Origin of the sequence: Jatrophihabitans lederbergiae, from assembly GCF_031845305.1 — a bacterium.
Classification (GTDB): domain Bacteria; phylum Actinomycetota; class Actinomycetes; order Mycobacteriales; family Jatrophihabitantaceae; genus Jatrophihabitans_A; species Jatrophihabitans_A lederbergiae.
In genome coordinates, this window is record NZ_JAVREH010000013.1 from 38192 (window position 1) to 61438 (window position 23247).

The window sequence follows — 23247 nt, forward strand, 5'->3', positions numbered from 1 at the left end:
ATGCGTGGCTAGCGAGCCCGCTTGCGCAGCCACCGATCGACGCCGACGGCAAACAGGATCAAGCACCCCTGCACGACCTGCTGGTAGGTGGTGTTCCAGCCCAGCAGGTTGAATCCGTTGCCGATCAGCGTCAGCAACAATGCCCCCACAACCCCACGCCAGATCGCGCCCTCGCCGCCGACAATGCTGGTGCCGCCGATGACAGCAGCCGCAATCGCCGACAGCTCCAACCCGGTCGCCATGCTCGACTGTGCCGAGCCGGCACGCGAGGCGAGGATGAGACCGGCCAGCGCCGAGCACATCCCGCTGACCACGTATACGGCGACGTGGATTTGGCCCACCCTGATGCCGGAAAGGCGAGCAGCCTCGGAGTTGCCGCCGACCGCGTACACGCGCCGGCCGAAGGTGGTCGCCGAGACAACGATCCCGATGACGGCGACGACGATGATGAACAGGATGGTCGCGGATGTGAGGTTGAACAGCGACGGCCAGGTCAGGACGCCGAAGTCGGTCCCTTGGCTGCTCAGCGGGTACACGATCGCACCCGCGGTGAGGACGACGGCCAGGCCGCGGTAGATGATGCTGGTCGCAAGGGTGGCGATGAAGGAGTTGACCCCGCTGCGCACCACGATGGTTCCGGTGATCAGTCCCAGCACGGCGCCCGCGAGGACGGCTGTTCCGAATCCGAGCGGAACACCGACCGCCCGGACCGCCTTGACCCCGATGATCGCCGAGAGCGCCAGTGTCGCGCTCGCGGTGAGGTCGAAAACTCCGCTGAGGATACATACCGTCGCGCCGGCCGCGAGCAGACCGATGACCGCGCACTGATCCAGCAGGTTGACCATGTTGGCCGTGGTGAGGAAGGTGTCGGTGCTCAAAGACAGCGCGACAACGATCGCGACGGCCGCGACGACAATGCCGTAATCGCGAACGCGGAAGGCGCGGCGCACGCTGGCGTCCGGGTCGGCATGCGGCGCGGCGCTGGTCTTCTTGGCAGCGTCGATGGTCACGTGATTTCTCCTTCGTCTCCAAACGCAGCGGCGATGACGACTTCGCGCGGCGTGCCGCGGGGGAAGTCGCCGACCGCACGCCCGTGCCGCAGCACGAGCACTCGGTGCGAGAGCCCGAGCAGCTCTTCGATCTCGGAAGACACGCAGATGACGGCCATTCCCTCAGCTGCGAGCCCGGTGATGAGGTGGTGGATCTGTGCTTTGGCCGCGACGTCTACGCCACGGGTCGGCTCATCGATCAGCAGCACCCGCGGCGAACGCAGCAGCCACTTGGCGAACAGAGCCTTTTGCTGGTTACCACCTGACAGCGTCTCGACAGGGGCATCCTTGCGCGCGACCCGGATGTCCACCGCGCGGGAGACATTGTCGACGGCTGTACGTTCGGCTGCTCGGTGCACGAAGGGTCCCCGTCGTCGCTCACCGAGCGAGGCCAATGCGACGTTGTCCTGTACGGAGCGGGCCATCACCAAGCCCTGTTCCTTGCGCGACTCCGGCACCAACGCCACGCCGGCCGACATGCTGCGACGCGGGCTCATCGAAGTGATCGTCGTGCCATCGACCTCGATGACGCCATCGACGGCCTTGTCGGCGCCGAACAGCAGCCGCAGCGTCTCGGTGCGGCCACTGCCCACGAGACCGGCAATGCCGAGGATCTCGCCGGCGCGAACGGTGAGATCGACATCGTGCACCAGCCCCCTGCGCAGACCGCTGGCAGACAGCCGCACCGGCGCGTCCGGCGGCACCGGCGCCGGTTCGGGGTACAGCATGTCGACCTCACGTCCGACCATGTGCCGCACCAGCGAACCCGGCGTGTGGTTGGCAACGTCGTCGCTCAGGACGAGCGAGCCGTCCCGCAGGACGGTGACCCGGTCGGCGACCCCGAGCACCTCGTCCAGGAAGTGGGATACCAGGATCACCGTTGTCCCATTGGCGGAAAGTCGGCGGATGAGTTCGAGCAGGTTCGCTTTCTCATGCTCGGCCAGCACGGCGGTGGGCTCGTCCAGCGCCAACACGCGTGCGCCGCGACCCAGCGAACGCAGGATTTCGACCTGCTGTTGGGTTCCGATGGGCAGCCGGTCGACCCGCTCGCGTGGATCGACATCGAAGCCGGTGAACTCGATGAGTTCATCGAATCTGCGGCGGTCCGCCCGGGCTTGGCGGAATCCCAGACGATTCGCCCATCGCGCGAGAAAGACGTTCTCGAGTACCGACAACACCGGCACCAACGCCCCCTCTTGGGAGATAAGGCTGACGCCATGGGCGATTGCGTCACGCGGATTGCCGACGCTCACCGGCGCGCCGTCGAAGTGTAGGGAGCCGGTGTCGGCGCGAATCGCGCCGCCCAGAATCTTGAGCAGGGTGCTTTTGCCTGCGCCGTTCTCCCCCACGAGGCTGTGCACCTCGCCCGGGGCGATGTCCAGGTCGACGTCGCGAAGCACCGACACGCCGCTGTAGCGCTTGCCGACTCCGCGTACGGCCACCGCCGGCGCTCGGTTACCGGTACGTGTCATCGCGTCCTCCAGTCGGGCCCCGGTGTGAAGTGGAGCGGGGACGGCGTGCTGCACCGTCCCCGCTTCGGCTGTGTCAGTCCGAGTAGTCGGCGGTGACCCCGGCAAGCGTCTGCTTCGTGCCAAGGCAGGCGAACTTGGTCAGGTCGCAGGTGGCCATGGACGTCGGTACGTTCTTTCCGCGCGCCTTGTCCAGCCCAAGCTCGGCCGCCTTGGCGCCATCGGCCTTCTCAGGTACGTCATAAATCGCAAACCAGGCTCCGGAGTTCACCGCGGCAAAGGCCTGAGTCGAGCCGCCGTTGCCGATGAACTGAATCTTCTTGCCCTTGGCGAGCGGAGCCGCACCTTCCAACGCCTGCGACGAGCCGATCACCACGTTGACGCCGGGGTGCGCCTGCAACAGGTTCTGCATCGCCGTCCGGCCGCTGTCCTGGGTGTAACCGCCGACGAGGTTGGAGATCACCTCGGCGCCACCGGCTCGAAGATCGTCGACTGCTGCTTTGGTTCGGGCCGTGTCCAACGGGAAGTTGGCGAAGCCCTGTAGATAGGCCACCTGGCACTTGCTGACGTTTGCGGCCTTGCAGGCCTGGATCCCGAGCTTGGCCAGTCCCTTGCCGTTCACCGTGGGCGGATCGATGATGTTGATCGTGCCGGGCACCTGCGGCTCGGCGGTGTCGTAGCGGCCTCCGATGGGGGTGAACTCGGCGACGACCGTGATGCCCGCGGCGATCGCCTGCTTGACCGGGTTCACCATGGCCGTCCCGTCGTTGGCCTGGATGATGACCACGTCGTAGCGCTTGGACGTCACGGCGTCCTGCAGCTGGTTGACCTGGGTGGGGGCGTCGAAGTTCGCGTCCAGGAAGGTCGCCGACGCGTTGTGCGCCGCGGCGTATTCCTGAACTCCGGCCCAGCCTGCCTGCGCGAACGAGTTCGCCTTCGCGAACCCGAGGAAGCCGATGCTCAGTTTCTTGTCCTGCGATACTGACTTACTCGCGGATGCGGCGCCGGTGGTTCCGGCCGTGCCGGACGAAGGCTTGCTGCACGCTGCAGCCGTCAGCGTCAGGGCGGCGGTCGCACCGACCGCCAGAAGTCGAACAGCTCGTGTCACGGGTACTCCTCAGACATTAGGAATGGCGGGAAGTCGTGGGTGGACATACTCACCGCGCGGTCACGAACTGATAAATTGCGCCAACAATCGGTTCGCTCCACTCGGTGTCCAGCAGGGTGGCGAGCTGCCGGGACACAGCAGCGCGCCAGGGATCATCGATCCACCGCTGGTAGTCCGCTGGCCCGTCCCAGTCGGCGATGACCAGGTGGGTGGCGGAAGTGCCACTGATGGACCGCATCAGAACGGCGTCTCGGCAACCGGTGAACTGCCGGGCACGCGTCAGGACCCCCTTCTCGTCATAGAACTCTTCGAGCGCACGGCCCTGTCCGGTCGCCGCACGAAGGGTGAGGACACTGCGGATCACTGGCGCTCCCCTCGTTCTAGCTGGTCGATTGCGAAATGCTGTCGTCGTGAACGACGGCGCGAATGTGCGCCGAGCACAGCCTCCGGCGAGCTCGATGTGCAGCGTTCCGGCATGCCGGATTCGTTCCGCGCGGGACTGAACCCGAGTCGGTTGACACCCTCGATACCGATGTGTCAGCGTACGAATGATTCGCCGTGCCAACCGGCGAGGATCAATCGGCTGACCGGCAACCGGCTCGTCATGCACCATCGTGACCGAGGGACAACGGCTTCTGGGTCGGCCTGCTGCACCAGCACGTCGCCGCGCCACGGAATGGTCCGTGCCGCACCCGGGTGTGCTGCGCATAAATCCCTCGAACTGCCGATGTCGGCACATCCGCCGCGATGGCCGCCTCGCTCCGTCGCACCCTGGCGTGCGCACGACGAATGAAAGGCGAACCCATGACCAGCAACAGCCGCATCGCGATCGATGTCGGCGGCACATTCACCGATGTCGTCGAACTCTCATCGGCCTCCGGCGAGCTACGTTTCGACAAAGTGCCCACGACGCCTTCCGCGCCGACCGCCGGCGTGATGGACGCCTTCGGCGTCACCGACTCGGAACTGCCGGACGTCACAATGTTCACGCACGGCACGACCCTCGGGCTCAATGCGCTGCTCACCCGCACCGGCGCCCGCGCCGCCGTCATCGGCACCCTCGGCTTCCGCGACGTGTACCTGCTGGGCCGGACCGATCGTCGGACGAACTACGACATCACATACCGCCCGCGGCCGGCCCTGCTCGAGCGCTACGACACCTTCGAGGTGCCCGAACGCAGCCTGTTCGACGGCTCGGTGCACCAGCCGCTGGATGTCGAGGCTGCGCGCGTCGTGGCCAGTACCGTGGCCGAGCGCGGCTACGACTCGGTCGCGGTGGCGTTTCTGCATTCCTACGTCAACCCGGCGCACGAACTGCGGATGCGCGAGATCCTGGCAGAGCTGGCACCGAACGTGGCAGTGACCCTCTCGCACGAGTTGTCCCGCGAGTACCGGGAATACGAGCGGACCAGCACTGCCGTTCTGGACGCGTACGTCAAGCCGATCGTGCGTCGATACCTGGAGACGCTCGAGGGTGAGCTGGCCGCGGGTGGGTTCAGCGGACGGTTTCTGATGACGCGCTCGGGCGGTGGCGCGATGACCGCCCGTTCGGCGAGGGAGCAGCCCGTCAGCCTGATCCTCTCTGGGCCTGCCGGCGGAGTGATCGGTGCGGCGGCATTCTCCGAGCTGATCGGCGAGCAGAACCTCATCACCATCGATATGGGCGGAACCAGCCTCGACGCCTCGCTGATCGTCGGCGGCAAGCCGGTTCTGCACCAGGGCGCGGAGTTCGAGCAGTTGCCGATCAACACACCGTCGCTGTTCATCCACACCATCGGCGCGGGCGGTGGCTCGATCGCCTGGCTCGACGGGGCCGGAGCGCTCCAGGTCGGTCCGCAGAGTGCTGGCGCTGACCCCGGCCCGGCATCTTACGGCCGCGGCGGCACCATCCCTACCTTCACCGACGCGGCCCTGGCGATCGGATATCTGGGCACCGCTACACCGCTCGGTGGAAGGCTCACGCTGGACGACAAGCTCGCGATTGCCGCGCTCGAACCGCTGGCGACCGAGGTGGGGCTGAGCGCCCTTGCGCTCGCGCGCGGCATCGTGCGTATCTCGACGACCAAGATCATGGGCGCGGTCCGCTCGATCACCGTCGAGATCGGCCGGGATCCGAAGGACTTCGCGCTGCTGTCCTTCGGGGGTGGCGGCGGGCTGGTCGCCGTCGACGTCGCGCACGAGCTGGGTATCCCCACCGTGATCGTGCCGCCGGGGCAGGGGGCATTCTCTGCCTTCGGCATGCTGATGGCCGATGTCCAGCACGACTTCTCGCGCACGACGGTCTTCCCGCTGGCCGCTCTGAACGCGGAACGGCTGGCAGACAGCTATGACCCGATGACAGCGCAAGCGCGTGAGCAGCTCGGGACCGAGGGCTTCGCCGAGGATGAGCAGGTCCTCACCCGCAGTGTGGACGTCCGTTACGCGGGCCAGGAGCACACCGTCACCGTGTTGGTGCCCGAAGGCATTGCCGACGTGGCGACCGCAGTCGAGGCCGCCTTCGCCGAACTGCACGAACGTCAGTACGGCCACACCATGGAGGACCCGATCGAGGTCACCACGATGCGGTTGCGTGCCACCGGAATCGTCGACAAGCCGAGCCTGCCGAAGATGGCATCACGCGGCTCCGGTGCACCCGAGCCGGACGGCGTCCGTTCGGTGTATCTCTCCGTCGACGAACCGACGGCGAGCTACCGGCTGTACACCCGTGAATCCCTGCTGGCCGGCGACAGGATTGCCGGCCCCGCAGTCATCTCCGAGCACACCGCCACGACCGTCATCCACGCCGCCGACCGACTTACGGTAGGCGAGCACGGCGAGATGATCATCACCGTCGGCAACGAGTGGAAGGCCTGAGCACCGATGAATGACTCGATCACCACAGAGATCATCAGGCACGGTCTGCTGGCCGCTGCCGAAGAGATGGCCCGCAACCTGTGCCGGACGGCCTACAACACGGTGGTTTATGAGATTCACGACTACGGCATCGGCATTCACGACGCCAACGGCGACGTGGTCGCCGACGCCCCGGGTATCGCCGTGTTCACCCGCGGAAACGACCACGGCATCAAGGAGGCCATGACGTTCCTGGGCGTCGACAAGATGCGACCGGGCGACGTCTTCCTGTTGAACTATCCGTACTGGTCCTCGGCTCACACCCTGGACCCGCTGGTGTTCGCGCCCGTCCATGTCGAGGACGAACTCGTCGGTTTCGCTTCCTGCCGGATTCATGTGCTCGATCTGAAGCAGAAGGATCCGGGCTACGTCCTGGACTCCACTGACATGTACCAGGAAGGGTTGTTCTTCCCCGCGACCATGCTCTATCGCGCCGGCGAGCCGAACGAGGATATCTTCAACATCATCCGATTCAACAGCCGGTTACCGGAGCGCACTGTCGGCGACATCCAGGCGCAGGTGTCGGCGTGCTTCACGGGCGTGCGCCGGACACGGGAGATCGCCGAGAAGTACGGCACGTCGACGCTCGTCAACGCGATGGAGGCCATCAACGATCACGGTGAAAAGCTGGCCCGGCTCGCCCTCGCCAAGCTGCCGAAGGGCACCTGGACCGCACACGACTTCGTCGACTCCGACGGTATAGACCTTGACCGCATGATCAAGATGAACGTGACCGTCACCGTGGCCGATGACGAGATGATCATCGACTGGACCGGCAGCGACCGGGATGTGCGCGGGCCGATCAACCTGCCGGTCGGCCAAACCGCGGCCTTCTGCAGCCTGATCTTCAAAGCGATGACTACTCCCGACACATCCGTGGTGGCGGGCAACTTCCGGCCGCTGCGGGTGATCACCGAGCCCGGCTCGGTCATGCACGCGGTGCCGCCGATGCCGACCTTCACACTGTGGACCGCCTTGATCGGCGGCGAGGTGGTGCTCAAGGCGCTCGCGCAGGGCATGCCGGAAATCGTGCCGGCCTGCTCCGGCGGTGACGTCTGCTCGATGATGGGGCTGGGCATCAATCCCCGCAATGGTGAGGCGTGGCTCGAGGCAACCAACGAAGCGGTCGGCTTCGGTGGACATGCCGGCGGCGACGGCGCGGACGGCATCATGCACCTCTCCGAGCCTGGCTGCCGCAACAACCCGGTGGAGGTTCTCGAGACCAAGTCCCCGATGTTCATCGAGTCCTACGGTTATCGGCCCGACAGCGGCGGCGCGGGACGGCACCGTGGTGGCGTCGGCGTCGGGCGAGCGTACCGATTCACCGCGCGCTCCAGTGGGATCTGCCTGGTGTACAAGACAAAAACGAAGCCATGGCCGATCGCTGGCGGCTCCGAGGGCGATAACAACCACGTCGTGCTGAACCCGGGAACCGACCGCGAGATCGTGCAGGGGGGAAGCTACAACCACCTCGAAGCCGGCGACGTGCTGCTGAACAACACCGGGGGCGGTGGCGGTTACAGCGATCCGTTCCAACGCGAGCCGGCCCGCGTCGCGCACGACGTGCGCAACGGCTTCGTATCGGTTGCGGCCGCCGAGCGGGAGTACGGTGTGATCGTGGATCCAGAGACCTTCGTGGTGGACGGGGAAGCCACGAGCCTACGGCGAGAGCAGGCGGTGTGAGCACCCTGTCGGTAGTCAACGCCCTGGTCTTCGACGGGGTGTCGGATGAGCTCGTCGACGGACCGGTGCATGTGGTCGATGGCCGCATCGCCGCTGTCGGTGGACCGGAGCAGCCAGCCGATCACATTCTCGACGCGCGCGGCGGAACGGTGCTGCCGGGGCTCATCGACGCTCACTGCCATGCCTACGGCATCGATCTGGACATGCTGGCGTTGGAGTCCCGTCCACTGAGCTACGTCGCACTGGCCGCAGCCCGTCGGCTCGGCGCTGCGCTGGCGCGTGGATTCACCACTGTGCGCGACCCTTCCGGTGGCGACGCCGGGCTGGCTCGGGCCATTGCCGAGGGCCTGATTCCAGCGCCGCGCTACCTGTGGACCGGTCCGGCGCTGAGCCAGACCGGAGGTCACGGCGACGTCCGCGCCGCGGACAGTGACGTGTGCGGCTGTTCCGCGCACACCGTCGAGGTTGTCGATGGTGTGGACCCGCTTCGGCGAGCCGTGCGGGAGCGGTTCCGACGCGGTGCCCACGCCATCAAGATCATGACCTCGGGTGGTGTCGTGTCACTGACCGATCCGATCCGCATTCCGCAGTATTCCGATGACGAGATACGCGCCGTGACAGAGGAGGCGGCTCGACGCGGCAGCTATGTCGCGGCGCACGCCTACTCGTCGGAGGCGATCCGCCACGCTATCGACAACGGGGTGCGCAGCATCGAGCACGGAAACCTGCTGGACGCCGACACCGCCGCGGCCATGGCAGCCGCCGGCGCCTTCTTGGTGCCGACCTTGGCTACCTACGACGCCATGGAGCGGCGCGGGGCCGATGTCGGCATGGCCGCGATCTCGCGACAGAAGAACCGCGAGGTCCTCGAGGCGGGACGCGAAGCCGTACAGCTCGCTCGGACAGCCGGCGTGCGTGTCGGTTTCGGCACCGACCTGATGGGCGCACTGGAGGACGAGCAACTCAACGGACTGCGGCTGCAGGTCGAGCTGGACGGGGTGCTGACCGCACTGCGCTCGGCGACCTCGGTCAACGCCGAGCTGATCGGTCGGTCCGATCTCGGACGCATCCAAGAGGGCGCCGTGGCCGACCTGCTCATCGTAGCCGGCAACCCGGTGGAGAACCCGGCCGTACTTTGGTCCGACCGGACCAAGCGAATCGTGCTGCAGGGCGGCGTCCAGATCTGACCGGCGTGCGGCCGTACCGGGCTGGCACGTCATGGGCGCCCCATGATTGCGTCGGCGGAGGAAGACCGCGCTATTCAGCAAGAGCTGATGGGCTGCTACCCGGGACTATGCCCGGAGCTTCGAGGATGGTTTCCAGCATGGTGACCAGGCGATCGTGGTCCCGATCCCCGCAGTCGCTGGTGGACGGCGCATTCGGCGGCCGACTCTTACTCGGCCGGCTCTTGCGACTGGTCGACCGGATGCGCGACGCAGCCGGCCCGGTGCACCTGCGCGGTGATGGCGGACCGCAGGGAGTCTGTGTCGAGGCCGTGCGCCCGGTCGTGATCGGCGACGGTGCCGAAGCGGTGCAGCTCAGCCTGGCGCACGCCGTGGCTGAACAGTCGGTGTGCGCGGTGCCCGAGCGCGTCGTTGATCTGCGCGGCTGCGGTGCCCGCGAGGTAAGGCTCCACGAGCACGACCGTCGCTGCGGAATCCGATCCCGCAGCGAGCACGCGGTCGGTCTCGGCCGCGAGGGCGGCGGCGTCGAGCGGGCGGACGGTCCGCACGTGCAGCACCGTGACGTCCAGGTCGTCGACGGCCGCACACACCCGATCCAGCAGCGGTCCCACGGCGAGCACCACCGCGTCGCGGCCTCGGCGCACGACCGCCAGGCCGCCGGTTGACGGCGCCGCCGTCTGCGCGCTGAGCCGCAGGTAGGTCCGGGCCCGCCGGTCCACCGCGTCCAGGAGCAGCGGCCGCACATCCGCCGCGGCCGACGGCACCTCGATGTGCCAGTCCCCCAGCGTCGACAGCAACGCGACGTCGCCCGGAGCGTGATGCGTCCGCCCGTACGCGGGCTCGTCGTACGAGGCGCCGATGGACACCAGCACTGCGGGCACGTCCTGATGGCTCAGGTCCAGCTTGATCTGCTCGAACGCACGCTCGATCAGGAACGTGGCGTAGGTGTGCACGATCGGCACCATTCCGGCCAGCGCGAGCCCACCGGCCACGCCGACCAGAGCTTGCTCGCGGATACCGACGTTGATCACACGATCGCGCAGGCGGTTCGGCACGCCGGCGAAGGCGACGGTGGAGATATCCGCCAGCACAACCACCGCATCGTCACGGGTGTCCAGTGCTTCGATAGCGGCATCGACGAACGCGACGCGCATCAGGCGGCCTTGTCCGCGACCCGTACGACGACGGCGTGCGGTCGGCGTGGATCGCGATGGCGCAACGCCGTGACCAGGGCATCGCGGTCGCCGCCCTCGACCGTCGTCGTGCCCCAACCCTCCACAGCGAAGCGGGCGCCGATGCCGCCGGGCCAGCCGAGGCTCGCGCTGCGGTTGTCGACCACTACGGCCGTCAGCCCGTCCAGGCCGAAGCGTCCCGCGACCGCGATCGCCTCGGCGTTGCTGCCCTCGTCGAACTCGGCGTCGCCGAGCAGCGCGATCATCCGACCGGTGTTCCGGTGCAGCCGCACGGCCAGCGCGGTTCCGACGGCCAGCGCCAACCCATGGCCGAGTGAGCCGCTGGAGATCTCCACGCCGGGCACGCGCAGCCGGTCCGGGTGCAGTCCGAGCGGGGAGTCGTAGTCGCGAAACGTCGGCAGCACGTCGGGGTCGAAGAACCCGTACGCGGCCAGCACCGCGAAGTAGGCCATCGGCCCGTGCCCCTTGGACAGATAGAAGCGATCGCGGTCAGGGTCGTCCAAGGCGTCGGGTGACACGTCGAGGACGTCACCGTACAGCGCCGAGAGGACGTCGAGGACGGAGGTGGCACTGGCGTCGTGTTTTTCGTCGCCCGTTTGCCGGGCCATGAAGTCGATGATCTGGGATCGGGTTGCATGCGTGTTCATGCGGCAACTCTCATACCTCAAGTGCACTCGAGGTCAAGCCGCTACGGTGAGGCGATGGAGACCACGCTCAGCATCGGGGATTTCGCCGCGCGTTCGGGCGTCAGCGTGTCCGCGGTGCGCTTCTACGAGCAGAACGGCCTGATTAGCTCGACGAGGACGTCGGGCAACCAGCGGCGCTACGCCCGCACCGAACTGCGCCGGCTGGCCGTCGTGCGCGCCGCGCGGCAGTTGGGGATTCCGCTGGCCGACATCCAGACGGCGCTGGCGACACTGCCCGACGGTCGAGCGCCGACGCGGCGCGACTGGACCCGGCTGTCGCGGCGGTGGCGCGCGACGATCGACCAGCGCATTGCCGATCTGCAGTCGCTCAAAGACCGGCTGGACGGGTGTATCGGCTGCGGCTGTCTTTCCCTGCGCCGCTGCGCGCTCTACAACGCCCAGGACGTAGCGGCCGAGTTCGGCGCCGGGCCGCGACTGCTGCTCGGTACCGAGGTCCAGTAGCGCTCTGCGCTGGAAGCGACGCCGTAGCCGGTTCTCAGGGATCACGGTGTTGGGGTCTCATGGTTCTTGGCTGGGCCACGACGCGTGGGTGACTTCACCGCCGCGGACAGACACGATGAGCGCTACCGCCCCACCGTCGCGTTGATATAGCTCGTAGGAACCAGCGGTCAGTTCGGCGAACACCGCGGTATGCAGGATTCGCCCGTTGGCGGGTCTACCGAGGACGGCGACGTGCAGCAGGTGGTGCTCGTGCCCGGATGCGTGATGGGTGTGTACGTGCGTGCCAGTCGAATGGTCCGACGAAGTAGGTCGAATCTCGATTTCGACGCCTTCGAGTTGCGCCGGCGCCGAGACGATCAGAGCGCCGATGTCGCCCCCGATGTCGAGCACGACCGATCCTTGGCCGGCATGGGTATTGTCCTCGGGCATGTGCGTGGCTCCTATGGGCGGTGCCCGGCGGCCTGCTGGCCGCCGGGACCGCGGTGTTCTGAGCTTGCCCGATCAGCCTTGGCCGATCAGCCTTGGCCGATCAGCCTTGGCCGATCAGCCTTGGCCGATCAGCCTTGGCCGATCAGCCTTGGCCGATCAGCCTTGGCCGATCAGCCTTGGCCGATCAGCTTTGGTCGAGCAGCCTTGGTCGATCAGCTTTGGTCGATCAGCTTTGGTCGATCAGCTTTGGTCGACGGAAACAGGCCCCGGCTTGTACTGGTAGCCGCCAAGGGGTGTAGCGAGATAGGGGAAGGTCCGCGGGTAGGCACCGTTCGTGTTGTGGGTGCCGTCGGTGACTCCCGCGGCTGCAGCATCAGGTCGGAAGCTCGGATCGACCAACGGAATGGTGAGGCCGGCGATGGCTCGTAGCTCGATGGTCGCGACGTCGTCGAGGACCCGTCGCCCGTTCGGGAATCCGGCGAGGTCCCCACCGAGAATTCCGAGCTCGTTGGGCTTTGCCGCCGGTGGAATCGCTACGTTCAACCGGAGCATGTCGGCTTTCGTGGCACCGGTGTAGTTCTGGAATCCCTTCACGACTCCCTTCGGGATGCCGGTGAGCAGAATGGCATCCAGGTCGGCGCGGGCCTTGGTGTAGGACTTCAGGTGCGGGAACGTAGTCGGATACAGGACCGGCAACAGGGCTGCGAGTTCGGGATGATCGACGTACTTCGCGAACGCGGCATCGGCCGACGGCGGCAACGTGTTCCACAGATCTTTCTTGGCCATCGGAACCAGCAGCTCGTTGAACAGCGGGTTGGCCAGTCGCGAGACCTGCTGAAACGGACCGTGCCCGACGGGGCGTCCGGACGGTCCGCCGTCATACACCCGAACCTTGGGACGGCTGGCAGATGCCCATACGCCGATGACGGAATTCGACTCCAGCACGTCGTCTGCGTCAGGCACATCGCCCCGGCGCGTCAGATCGCTGGTCGGAACCTGCAGGGCGATGCTGTGCACGTTCAGGCCCTGCAAGCCGTTGATGCCCATCGCATCCGCGCTCGGGATCAGGTGGTGGCTCTGGAACGGACGAAGCGTGCCGAGGTCGAAGACACTCCCGGTGTCGACATGGAACGCTTCCGCTCGCTGGCCGGCGAATACCCGCCGTCCGCCAGGCAGTCGATGTAGTGCCTCCGGGAAGAACAGGTCGTCATAGTCAGGCGTGCTCCGGACTCCGACGTTGCACGGCGGTACAGCAAGACCGGAGGCCAGAACGTGTGCGTCGCCGCCGCGCGTGACGCGCGTGACCGAGTAGAACTGCGGTCGGTTCCAGTTCTTGCTGCCCAGCGACAGAATCGGGCCGGTGTTGTAGAGGAAGGTATCCGGGTTACGGATTTCGGTGGTGAACCGGAACTGGTAGCTGATGTCGGCTTGAGCGTCACCGCGGTTGGAGACGTGGATCTCGTAGAGAACGTCGTCTCCGAACTCGTAGAAGTTCGGCCCACCGTTCGGAAGCTGCAAGGGCAGGAAGTTGGCGATGAGAGTGACCGTGTCGGGTCGGTCGGGCGAGATGAAAGCGTACACGTCAGTGTTGTCGGCGACCGGATCCTTGGACGTTTCCGGCGCTTCACGATGCGAGGACATAGTTGACCTTCCTGGGGTCTGGACGTTTACAGGGCGGCGTCGCCGGTTGTCGTCGCGACGCGCGAGATTCGCACGGTGGCAACGGATCAAGTCGCCGCCCGTGAGAAGGAACGGGTTAAGAAGCTGCCCGTGCGAGCCGGTTGACGAGATCATGGTCGTGCACGATTACCTCGCGCTCGCCGATCATCACCGACAGCTCGCCCTTGGATACATCGTGGATGTACGCGACAACGGGGCCGGTCACGGTGACCGCCTTGCTGCTGCTGGGCGTCGAGGCATCGGCCGCCGGGGCCAGAGCCGCGACGCCGACAGCGGCGGCTCCAGCGCCTGCCATGGCCAAGAAACCGCGTCGAGTGGAATCAGTCATTGCCACACCTTCCGGAAAAACCGCATCGGGCGTCACTGTCGCCGGCAGTTTGAAGCCAGCACCATGACCTATAGGGCACATTCGGGCGATGCCGCCGCTGCTACCGAGTCCCCCATCTGCTTCCGGCCAACACACGTCCCCCGCGAAATCGAAGTGTCCCGCCAGATTACGAACCACGCAACTCTGAACTGGGCTGACCAGGCAGCCGGGGACCTCCAATCTACTGTTAGGTGATCTACACCCTCCGCCGTACAGATACCGTGAAATAATAAGGACATCGCGCACCACGGCTCGGCGTAATGGCAGCTGCATGCGCCGCTCGTCCATGGTCACCCGGCACAGTTGCCCAAGCACATAGCGTCCACACTTCGGCGCATACCGAAACGTTCCGGGCCTACGCTGAGGACATGTCGTCAGCACAGACAGCCATGCTCCTCGAACTGCCCGTCGGTCCTGTTCCGGCCGATGGCGCCGCTCGCGCACTACAAACGGTGATGGCCCGCTTCACCGACGGGCCCGAGCACCGGCAGCGATGGGCCGACGTCCTGCGAGTTCTCGAGGACCTTGATCCCGCGTCCGCCCGTGAGCAGCCTGCGCACTCGCCGGGCGCCTGCTCCGACGGCGTACTCGACGCTTCACACCGCCGCAGCTCCGCCTGCTGGACAGCGAGCCTGAGTTGGCAGCCAGCTCCAACATGACGCTGCCCACCCACCTGACGGACTGCACACGACCTCGACTGACATTGAAGGAGACCTGCAATGAGGCGCTATGTGCTTACCGGCGCACCGGGGTGCGGCAAGACCACCGTTGCGGCTGCACTCGGGCAGCGGGGCTACGTCGTGGTGGCGGAGGCAGCGACGGACGTCATCGCCAAACAGCAGGCGCGTGGAGTCGATGAGCCGCGGGAACGCGAAGACTTCCTCGATCAGGTCGTCGAGCTGCAGCGGCAACGCCAACTCGAAGCTGGCGACAACGGCACAGTGCGGATCTTCGACCGATCACCGCTGTGCTCCCTGGCCCTCGCGCGGTACTTGCAACGGCCCGTTCGCTGATCTTGAACGATGAGATCGCCCGCGTGGTCAAGGACAAGATCTTCGAGCAGGATGTGTTCTTACTACGCCCGCTCGGGTTCGTCACCGCGACCGCGGCTCGGCGGATCAGCTACGCGGACTCGTTGGAGTTCGAGCGCATCCACGAAGCGACCTACCGAGAGCACGGGTTCAGACTTGTCGACATCGCGCCTGGCGACGTCCCGACTCGCGCCACGGCGGTCGAAAGCCACATCCAGTCGGCGCTCTGACCGGATGACGATCCGCTACCGACACCAATCGGTGCCATAAATGAGTCGTCGTCTCGCCGCTAGTTTCGGGCTATCGTGGTGTGCAGTTTGCCGTTCCATCTATGGCGCAAGAGCCACCGAGGTCAACCCCGGTCAGGCGCGGCGTGACGCAGATGAGCGCACGTCAGTCCAGGGCTGGCAGGTCGGTGAAGCGCACCAGGGAGGCGACGTTCGTGAGGTCGGCGCGGGTGGTCTCGTCGAGTTGATCGATCATGAGTGAGGTGCCGACGAGTACCGCTCCGCAGCTACGAACGAGCTGTTGGACGGTGCTGGCTTGGCTGCCGGTTTCCGCCCAGTCATCGACGAGTAGGACGCGGTCGCGGGCATGAACGCTGTCGCGTTGGATGAGCAGTTCGTGGTTGTGTCCGCGGTAGTCGCGGGGGGTGGTCAGGCGAGCCTTGTCGCCGGGGAACAGTGATCCGCCTTTGCGAATCGCGATGAACCCGACGCCGAGTTGGATGGCTGCGGCACCGCCGAGCAGGAATCCTCGTGACTCGATGCCCGCGACCGCCGTAATCGACGCGGTGCGAAACGGCGCCACCATGCCTGCCACGACACGCTCGAACGCATCCGCGTCGCGGAAGACGCGCCATACGTCAGCGTGACCCCCGTGCCACTGGAACGTACGCAGCAACGCGGCCCTGCCTGCGGCGACTTCAGCCAAATGATTTTTCCCCACGATCGCAATGCGATCTTACTGAGCGGCGGCCGCTACTCGCAGCAGTCGGCTGAGTTCCTCTGCCCGGGTATGTGCCTCGGCGGCTCGCGTTTCAGCGTCGGCCAAAAACCGGCGCAGCTCGGTCACATACTCATCGACCTGCGCGCGATCGTAGCCGCGCCGCTGCGAATTGAACTCTGGATAGGCCGGCGTCGCCGCCGGGACATCGGCCGCGGCAGGTGTGGTCACGGCGGACGTCGTCGCCGCGCTGGAGTCGAGGTAAGTATCGGTCATGATCAAATTCCCGTCTTGAGAAGTTTCCGGAGTTCGACGCGGTCGGCTCCGGTGCCGAAAGAGGTCACCAGCCGGCTGTGATTCAGCGCGTCACGGATTTCAGGAAGACCACCGGGGGTGTTGCTGACGGCTGCCCGCAGCACCGGCGTCACGAGCACGTAGTCGCAGTCGCGCCAGCCGGCGGGCAGCGCCCGTCGCACCGAGGGGTCCAGGTTGGTGGCGTAGTCGAGCTTGTACATCCAGATGACGCCGAGGTTCGGGTTGAAGCCGCGCCGCACCAGATCGGTCCAGACACTGTTGTCGACAATGATCCGTGAGCGGTGCGCAAGGTGCCCTGAAACCCAGTTTTCGGCCGTCAAAGTATAGTCATTGGCGTTCTGGTGCGCGACGTAGGTATCTGCGTCCGACCACTTCGGCGCGACGTAACCTGCCGCCGCGACTACCGCCGCGCAGGCCAGTAGCGCACTCGCCGCCCGGGTCAGTTGCCTGCGGTGGCTGCCGGAATCGGTTGCGGCGAGTGGGTTGGTGGCCGCGCGAGGCATACCCGCGGACACCAGTAGATCGAACACGGCACCGACGGCCAGCGCCAAGAACGGCAACAGGCCGATGACGTAGGCCATCGGCAGATAGCCCGGACGCAGCGCGAACAACACCGGCAGTAGCACCGCTACCGCAACGAAACGCAACCGGCGCAGGAACAGCAAGGCGACCGCCGCGAGTACGCCGGTGATCGGCAACACCCGGTCGGTGTCGAGCCAGCCGAGAACCACCTGATGTCCCAGCGAATCGGCCGCGAGTGGATTGCCGGTGGATGGCCGCCCGTACAGCTGGAAGCGAATCGCGTCGAACAGGCTGACGTGTCCGGAGCCAGGCAGCAGCTCACCCTTCAGCGCCGCGTACAGCGGATAGAAGATCAACAACAGCACGGCGCTGCTGGTGATCGCGGTGACCGTGAACGAGCGGGTCCGCCGGTCGGCATGCGCCAGGACGGCCACCGCCAGCGCCGGCGCGAACAGCAACGTGGTCTCCTTGGTGAGCACCGCCACAGCGAAGCACGCACCGGCACCCGCCGCGGCCCACATCCTGCGGCGCGGAGACAGCACGAGCGCAAATGAGCCGAGCAGCCAGGGCATTGCGGTGTTGTCCAGTAGCGCGAGCCGCTGTTGCACCACGGCCAGTGGACTTACCGCCAGGGCAAGGACGGCCATCGTCGCACCTATCCGGCCCACTCCGGCACGACGAGCCACCAGCCACGTCAGGGCGGCGGTGAGAACCGCGCACACCAGCGCGAACCATCGTGCCGACAGCACGGCGGCCCCGTGGTTGAGACCGCCGGTCAGGCCGAACCAACCGGCAAGCTGTATCCAGCCGAGCGGCGGGTGGTCATACCAGTAGGTGTAAGGCGCCAGCCGGTGTTGCACCAGCACGGACCAGGCCTGAGAGACGTAGGTGCCCTCGTCGTCCTCGAACGACGGCGAGCCGGCCAGGCCCCGTACGTGAGTCAGCACCAGCAGCGCGAGCACGGCTAGCAGCGCGACCGCGCCGACCAACTGAGCGCGACCGAAACTCGGCCACCGGCCGCGAGCGGCGTAGTCGCCCGGCGCCGGGATCGCGGTTGCCGAGGATGGACGCTCATCCAGTGTCGTCATGTGGTCACCAGCCCCGATTCACTGTTTCCATCGACGTCCTCGCCGAGGAACGTGCCGACATGCTCGGTCTTCTCCCAGCCGCGCTGACCGACCAGCTCGCGAATCACTGCTCGCACAGCGGCCGCCGACAGGATCAGCTGATACGGGACCGTGCCGAGCACCAGCCGGAGATAATCGCTGAGCCGGGGCCGGACGTAGTAGGACCGGCAGAAATCACGCAGGCCGGCGATCTCGAATGCCACCGTCGCCAGCACCGGAATGGCCGGTAAGAACGACAACAACGCCACCGCGACCGGAACCCGCGCCCAGAGCACCATCGCGATCGAGGCGGGCACCGCCAGCCCGGCGAAGGCCTGCAGGAACGGCTGGGCGAGCGTGAACCGGGCGAGGATCCGGCGTCGCCGTGGCAGAGCTCGCCACAGCCCGGCGCGATAGACCTGCAGGAAGCCCTGATTCCATCGGGTGCGCTGTTTGAGCAGCGCGCGAACCGACGGCGGGGTCTCTTCCCGGGTCACGACATGCGGGTCGTAAGCCACCACCGTCCGGGCACCCAGGCTTGACATCCGAACGCCCAATTCGCAGTCCTCCGCGAGGCATTCGGTGTTCCAGCCGCCGGCCGCGCGCAGCCGATCGGCGCGAACGAAGACCGTGTTGCCGCCCAGCGGGATGAAGCCGTGCTCGGCCTGCAGGTGCAGCCTGCTGCGGAACCAGAAGAAGTACTCCAGGCAGTTGCGGACGCTGAACCAGCGAGCTCGGAAGTCGATCAGCTGGACTCCGGACTGAACGATGTCGGCACCGGTTCGCCGGAAGGCGGAATCGACGAAGCGAAGCAGTCGAACGTCGACATCGTCCTCGGCATCGAAGACCCCGATGATCTCGCCTCGACACTCCGGCAACGCGGTCATCAGTGCCTTCGGCTTGTTCTTCGGCCAGGAGTGGTCGATGACCACTCGTATCCGGTGCGGAAAGGCATTCTCGGCGACCCGCGCCTGGATCTCGGTTTCCGGATCGTCGTGACCGATGATCGCGATGACCTCCACGTCCGGATGCTGCGACTCGGCCAGCCGGATGAGGGTTCGGGCCAACACTGCCTGCTCGTGCCGAGCCGGAACGAGCAGGCTGAAGGACAACCGTGGCGCATCGATCGGGCCGCTGAACCCAGTGCTGGAAAGGGTCTCCGGCGTGCGCCAGGCATGCAGCATCCACCACAGGGTGGTCGCCGCCATCGTGAACAGGATCGCGGTGCACAAGAGCACCGCCACTGTGACAAGCCAACTGGACATCTCGGCGCTCACAGCACCCGGACGGCGGCGCTGCGGGTCGATCGATCCTGGCGTCGCCGCCGGACGCTCGAGGACAGCAATAGCCCCAAAGCAAGAGCGCTCAGCGCGGCCGCTCCCGGCGCGGCAACCGAGATGCCGCTGGCCGAGGACGCGCGGCCGGCCACCGGTGCCGCGGACTTCGCCGCCGGTGCGACGGCCGAGCCGGCTTGTGGCGATGTCGTGGCAGCTGCGGCGGTGCTCGAGCCCGCTCCCCCAGCTTCCGACGCCGCCGCGTCACCGGCGCGGGGGAGCGAGCCGGCCGATAGTGAGGCGGAAACCGGGGTAGCTGACCCGCTCTGGCCTTGCAGCCATCGGGGAACGGCCGCGTCCTTGAGTGGGTAACCGCCCGCGGAGACGCTCGGGCTGGTTGCGATGGCACCGCCTGGTGTTGCCGACGAGTTGGCGCCCACTGCTGTCCCGGCCGGCAATACCGACGTGGTTGCTGCCGAGGTGGTTGCTGGTGACCTGGTTGCTGTCGACGACGAACCGGACGTACCAGCTGTCCCGGGCTGCGACACCGATGACCCTGCGGTGGTCACCGGCTGAGCGGTGGTCACCGGCTGAGCGGTGACGGGCGGCTGAACGGTGACCAGCGGTTGGGCGGTGGTCACCGGCTGAGCCGCGGTGACCGGCGGCTGAGTGACCGGCGGCTGAGTGACCGGCGCAGCGGTAACCCTGGCGCCGGGAAACGCCGGCCCCGTTCCAGTGCCCCGGGCCGTCGAGCTCGACCCGGTACCCGGCGCGGTGCTGACCGGCGTCGGAGCGCCCGTCGGGTGCCCGCCCGAGCTCGTCGGGCACGGCCGGGGCAGGTGCTTTCCGACAACATCGCATCGGGTTCCGGGCTGGGCGTCTGCCGCTGCGGTCAGGCTGCCGGTGGCCAGCGTGCCGAGCACGATCGCGAGACCGGCGACCGCTCCCCGACTACGGATGATCTTGTTTTTGGCATGGTTGTCAAGCCGTAGAGTCATTCTGATATTTCCCCCGTGGGCGGCGCGACCGCACCTGTGGTGTTTCACATGGCAAGCGGATAGCGCTTACAGCCGGACCATCGGCCCGGCTGCATGCGCTCTCCACGGTACTGGACCGATCGGTGCCGTTACCCTTCTTACGCTGGGCAATCTAAGCCAGTAGCCGTTAAATCGCACGACACAGAACGGCTGGTACTTTGTCGCCCGGCACTGGCGGCGCAGCATGGTGTGGCGCCCCGACCTCGACATAACGCGGCTCTCCCCGGCCCCGGGGTACGGCAATACCGTCAGCTGCCGTGACGGTCATCACAATCGAGCAAGAGTGGGTGGCAGAGCGTTTCACCGCGGTAACGGTGAGTGTCGACCGATGGCTATCGTGATCAGGATGAACCCGACCTCCGTGGTTGCATGAACTGGGTGGCCGGCGCCGTATAGTTGCGGTGACAATTATCACACCCTGCCTCGCGCCGCTAGCGCCGATATCACCGCGCGCGCCTTACTCCGGAGAGTCAACGACTACTTACCCCGGAGAGTCAACGGGAGTGTGGGCAGACCCGTATTCGTGGTTCTCGCCGCGGGTGTCGACGGATGCCCAAGATGCTGTGTTGTGGCTACGTCGTCCGCCGCACCGGTGCGGTAGCGGTAGGTGGTGCCCTCGTCCAGCACGAGGAAGGTGTCCATGCCGCTGCGTGACCAGTGCAGCACCAGTTGGCCGCAGCGTTCGGCCAGTGTCGCGAGGGTGGTGAATGCGTTGACCTCGATGACCGGTGAATTCGGTGGGGTCGTGATGGGCTGGACCGCGGCCAGCAGCGGTGCGTAGCGGCGCCGGATTGCCGAGGTATGCCGCCGGCTGCGAACAGCAGGCGATCCCACCCCGGTGCTGATGCTGACGGCCAAGGACGGTGAGCATGACGAGGCCGACGCCCTCGATTTGGGCGCCGACGATTACTTGACGAAACCGTTCTCCTACCTGGTGCTGCTGGCTCGGCTACGGGCGCTGTTGCGCCGACGTCAAGGCGACCCGAGCCCGCTGCTGAGTTCGGGCACGTTACGCCTTGACCCGGCCGCCCGCCGCTGCTGGCGCGGCGAGGTTGAGGTGATCCTCACGGCGCGGGAGTTCGCGTTGACCGAGTTTCTGCTGCGCCATAGAGACGAGGTGATCAGCAAGACCGACATCGTGCATCACGTCTGGGACACCCACTTCGACGGTGAACTGAACATCGTCGAGGTCTACATCGCCCGGCTGCGGCGCAAACTCGACGCCCCGTTCGGGACCGCGTCGCTGCAGACCCTGCGCGGCGCGGGTTACCGGCTCACCGACCCGGACGAGGACGACCCGGTATGACGCCTACCCCGACGTCCACTCCGACAGGTTCATCCGCTGCGCGGTGGCGCGGGCGGGGCATGCTCGGGCGCTGGGCCGGCGTGCGGATGCGCGCCACCCTGGCCGCGAGCGTGGTCGTCGCGATCGCCCTCGCTGTTGGCGGCGTGGCGTTGGTGGTGCTGCTGCGGCGCTCGCTCACCCACGGCGTCGATGACACCGCGCTGCTGCGGGCGCGCGATATCGCCGGGCAGCTGCGTGCCGGCAGTCTGCCGGCAACCGTGGCCACCACCGGGCAGGACGCGTCGCTGGTGCAGGTCGTGACGCCCGAGGGTGTGGTCCTGGCCAGCAGCAGCAACATCGTCGGCGAGCCGCCGTTGAGCGGGCCGCCGCCGAGCGGCGCGAACCCGGTGATCCGGACCAGCCATAACCTGGCCGTGGGCTCCACTGGGGAAGCGTTCCGCGTCGTCGCCCTGCGGGTGCCTACCAGCACGCGAACCTACCTCGTCTATGTCGCCACCTCCACCCGATCCATCGATCAGACGACCAGCACGACCAGTGCCCTGCTTATCATCGGGCTTCCGCTGCTGCTGCTGCTCGTGGCCGGATCCACCTGGGCGGTGGCCGGGACAGCGTTACGTCCGGTGGAAGCGATCCGTGCCCGGACGGCGTCGATCACCAGCTACGACCTGTCCGCCCGGGTACCCGAACCGCGAACCCAAGATGAGATCGCCCGCCTGGCCCACACCATGAACGACATGCTCACCCGACTGCAACGGGCAGCCGAGCAGCAACGGCGCTTCAGTGCCGACGCCGCCCACGAACTCCGCACCCCGCTGACGACCCTGCGAACCCGCGCCGAGGTCGCCCTGACCCACCCCGAGCAGACCGACTGGGTCGCGACCACCCGGCTGGTGCTGAGCCAAACCGAATCGATGACCCTGCTCGTCAACGACCTGCTGCTGCTCGCTCGCGCCGACTCCCGCCAGCTGCTGGCCCACCACAGCGGCGTCGACCTCGATGACCTGCTCCTCACCGAAGCCGCCCGACTGCGTGAACAGCACACCCACGACATCACCCTCGCCGCGCTCGAACCCGTCTGCGTGCAGGCCGACCCCGCCCAACTCGCTCGAGCCTTAAGCAACCTCGGCGACAACGCCACCCGTCACGCCCGCGCCCGCATCCAGCTCGCCCTCACCCACACCGCGGACCACGCCATCATCACCATCGCCGACGACGGCCCCGGCATCCCGCCGGACCAGGCAGAGGCCATCTTCGGTCGGTTCACCCGCCTGGATGACGCCCGCGACCACGACCACGGCGGAACCGGGCTGGGCCTAGCGATCGCCCGGGAACTCATCAAAGCCCACAGCGGCGACCTCCACCTCACCCCCACCGGCCCCCTTCCCGGCGCCACCTTCACCATCACCTTGCCGCTGACAGCACCCCCCGACAGCGGCCACCGCCGCGTCACCGCTGGCCCCACCTAGTCACCAACCGGTCAGCGCAGGATGCCGGTGTGGCCGAGTGAGT

At 66.8% G+C, this 23247-nt stretch carries 23 protein-coding genes and 1 pseudogene; 9 read left to right on the top strand and 15 right to left on the bottom strand.

Annotated elements, in window-relative coordinates; genetic code table 11:
• Positions 1-8 precede the first annotated feature (8 nt).
• The 4 genes from RM423_RS11635 to RM423_RS11650 all read right to left on the bottom strand — a co-directional run bounded on the left by RM423_RS11635 (position 9) and on the right by RM423_RS11650 (position 3990).
• The gene (locus RM423_RS11635) at positions 9-1010 is read right to left on the bottom strand and encodes an ABC transporter permease (RefSeq protein ID WP_311423200.1); all 1002 of its coding nucleotides are present in this window, start codon (positions 1008-1010) and stop codon (positions 9-11) included.
• Positions 1007-2521, bottom strand: a complete 1515-nt coding sequence (locus RM423_RS11640; RefSeq protein WP_311423201.1) for a sugar ABC transporter ATP-binding protein — start codon at positions 2519-2521, stop codon at positions 1007-1009. The genes RM423_RS11635 and RM423_RS11640 overlap by 4 nt, the downstream gene beginning before the upstream one ends.
• Positions 2522-2594: 73 nt before the next feature.
• Complete coding sequence (locus RM423_RS11645) at positions 2595-3626, bottom strand: sugar ABC transporter substrate-binding protein (protein ID WP_311423202.1); 1032 nt, start codon at positions 3624-3626, stop codon at positions 2595-2597.
• Positions 3627-3675: 49 nt separating this feature from the next.
• Positions 3676-3990 carry a hypothetical protein gene (locus RM423_RS11650; RefSeq protein ID WP_311423203.1) on the bottom strand — a complete coding sequence of 105 codons (315 nt, stop codon included), beginning with the start codon at positions 3988-3990 and terminating at the stop codon, positions 3676-3678.
• Between the two features lie 440 nt (positions 3991-4430).
• On the opposite strand from RM423_RS11650, the gene RM423_RS11655 reads away from it, so the two are divergent.
• The 3 genes from RM423_RS11655 to RM423_RS11665 are packed head-to-tail and all read left to right on the top strand — an operon-like array spanning position 4431 to position 9388.
• Positions 4431-6479: a hydantoinase/oxoprolinase family protein gene (locus RM423_RS11655; RefSeq protein WP_311423204.1), complete on the top strand. Its 2049-nt coding sequence runs from the start codon at positions 4431-4433 to the stop codon at positions 6477-6479.
• Positions 6480-6485: 6 nt separating this feature from the next.
• Positions 6486-8201, top strand: a complete 1716-nt coding sequence (locus RM423_RS11660; RefSeq protein ID WP_311423205.1) for a hydantoinase B/oxoprolinase family protein — start codon at positions 6486-6488, stop codon at positions 8199-8201.
• Positions 8198-9388 (top strand): metal-dependent hydrolase family protein, encoded by a 1191-nt coding sequence (locus tag RM423_RS11665; RefSeq protein WP_311423206.1) that lies wholly within the window; start codon positions 8198-8200, stop codon positions 9386-9388. The genes RM423_RS11660 and RM423_RS11665 overlap by 4 nt, the downstream gene beginning before the upstream one ends.
• 206 nt (positions 9389-9594) lie before the next feature.
• Here RM423_RS11665 and RM423_RS11670 read toward each other — a convergent pair whose 3' ends face one another.
• A complete protein-coding gene (locus tag RM423_RS11670; RefSeq protein WP_311423207.1) occupies positions 9595-10539 on the bottom strand; it encodes a transketolase family protein in 945 nt (314 codons plus the stop codon).
• Positions 10539-11225: a transketolase gene (locus tag RM423_RS11675; RefSeq protein ID WP_311423208.1), complete on the bottom strand. Its 687-nt coding sequence runs from the start codon at positions 11223-11225 to the stop codon at positions 10539-10541. Before RM423_RS11675 ends, RM423_RS11670 begins: the two co-directional genes overlap by 1 nt.
• A 54-nt stretch (positions 11226-11279) precedes the next feature.
• Here RM423_RS11675 and soxR point away from each other — a divergent pair, with 54 nt between their 5' ends.
• The gene (soxR, locus tag RM423_RS11680) at positions 11280-11726 is read left to right on the top strand and encodes a redox-sensitive transcriptional activator SoxR (protein WP_311423209.1); all 447 of its coding nucleotides are present in this window, start codon (positions 11280-11282) and stop codon (positions 11724-11726) included.
• 57 nt (positions 11727-11783) lie between these two features.
• Here soxR and RM423_RS11685 read toward each other — a convergent pair whose 3' ends face one another.
• From RM423_RS11685 to RM423_RS11695, 3 genes are all read right to left on the bottom strand, one after another.
• The gene (locus RM423_RS11685; protein WP_311423210.1) at positions 11784-12155 is read right to left on the bottom strand and encodes a hypothetical protein; all 372 of its coding nucleotides are present in this window, start codon (positions 12153-12155) and stop codon (positions 11784-11786) included.
• Between the two features lie 240 nt (positions 12156-12395).
• Entirely contained in the window at positions 12396-13796 is a 1401-nt protein-coding gene (locus RM423_RS11690; protein ID WP_311423211.1) for a DUF4331 domain-containing protein, read from the bottom strand.
• Positions 13797-13911: 115 nt separating this feature from the next.
• The gene (locus RM423_RS11695) at positions 13912-14163 is read right to left on the bottom strand and encodes a hypothetical protein (RefSeq protein ID WP_311423212.1); all 252 of its coding nucleotides are present in this window, start codon (positions 14161-14163) and stop codon (positions 13912-13914) included.
• 407 nt (positions 14164-14570) lie between these two features.
• Here RM423_RS11695 and RM423_RS11700 point away from each other — a divergent pair, with 407 nt between their 5' ends.
• The 3 genes from RM423_RS11700 to RM423_RS11710 are packed head-to-tail and all read left to right on the top strand — an operon-like array spanning position 14571 to position 15463.
• Positions 14571-14861 carry a hypothetical protein gene (locus RM423_RS11700; RefSeq protein ID WP_311423213.1) on the top strand — a complete coding sequence of 97 codons (291 nt, stop codon included), beginning with the start codon at positions 14571-14573 and terminating at the stop codon, positions 14859-14861.
• Positions 14862-14921: 60 nt separating this feature from the next.
• A complete protein-coding gene (locus RM423_RS11705; protein ID WP_311423214.1) occupies positions 14922-15215 on the top strand; it encodes an ATP-binding protein in 294 nt (97 codons plus the stop codon).
• Between the two features lie 2 nt (positions 15216-15217).
• Entirely contained in the window at positions 15218-15463 is a 246-nt protein-coding gene (locus RM423_RS11710; RefSeq protein ID WP_311423215.1) for an AAA family ATPase, read from the top strand.
• Between the two features lie 163 nt (positions 15464-15626).
• Here the strand turns inward: RM423_RS11710 and RM423_RS11715 are convergent, their stop codons facing one another.
• From RM423_RS11715 to RM423_RS11740, 6 genes are all read right to left on the bottom strand, one after another.
• Positions 15627-16166 (bottom strand): hypothetical protein, encoded by a 540-nt coding sequence (locus RM423_RS11715; RefSeq protein ID WP_311423216.1) that lies wholly within the window; start codon positions 16164-16166, stop codon positions 15627-15629.
• 30 nt (positions 16167-16196) lie between these two features.
• Positions 16197-16454, bottom strand: a complete 258-nt coding sequence (locus tag RM423_RS11720) for a hypothetical protein (RefSeq protein ID WP_311423217.1) — start codon at positions 16452-16454, stop codon at positions 16197-16199.
• A 2-nt stretch (positions 16455-16456) separates the two neighbouring features.
• Complete coding sequence (locus RM423_RS11725; RefSeq protein WP_311423218.1) at positions 16457-18103, bottom strand: ArnT family glycosyltransferase; 1647 nt, start codon at positions 18101-18103, stop codon at positions 16457-16459.
• Positions 18100-19329, bottom strand: a complete 1230-nt coding sequence (locus tag RM423_RS11730) for a glycosyltransferase (RefSeq protein ID WP_311423219.1) — start codon at positions 19327-19329, stop codon at positions 18100-18102. The genes RM423_RS11725 and RM423_RS11730 overlap by 4 nt, the downstream gene beginning before the upstream one ends.
• 65 nt (positions 19330-19394) lie before the next feature.
• Positions 19395-20393: a hypothetical protein gene (locus RM423_RS11735; RefSeq protein WP_311423220.1), complete on the bottom strand. Its 999-nt coding sequence runs from the start codon at positions 20391-20393 to the stop codon at positions 19395-19397.
• 516 nt (positions 20394-20909) lie between these two features.
• A complete protein-coding gene (locus RM423_RS11740) occupies positions 20910-21290 on the bottom strand; it encodes a DUF5305 family protein (protein ID WP_311423221.1) in 381 nt (126 codons plus the stop codon).
• Between RM423_RS11740 and RM423_RS11745 the strand changes: the two are divergent.
• A pseudogene (locus RM423_RS11745) lies at positions 21229-21738 on the top strand (winged helix-turn-helix domain-containing protein); the annotation flags it as partial. The gene RM423_RS11740 and the pseudogene RM423_RS11745 overlap by 62 nt on opposite strands.
• Complete coding sequence (locus RM423_RS11750; RefSeq protein ID WP_311423222.1) at positions 21735-23204, top strand: sensor histidine kinase; 1470 nt, start codon at positions 21735-21737, stop codon at positions 23202-23204. The pseudogene RM423_RS11745 and the gene RM423_RS11750, both read left to right, overlap by 4 nt.
• Positions 23205-23247 lie beyond the last annotated feature (43 nt).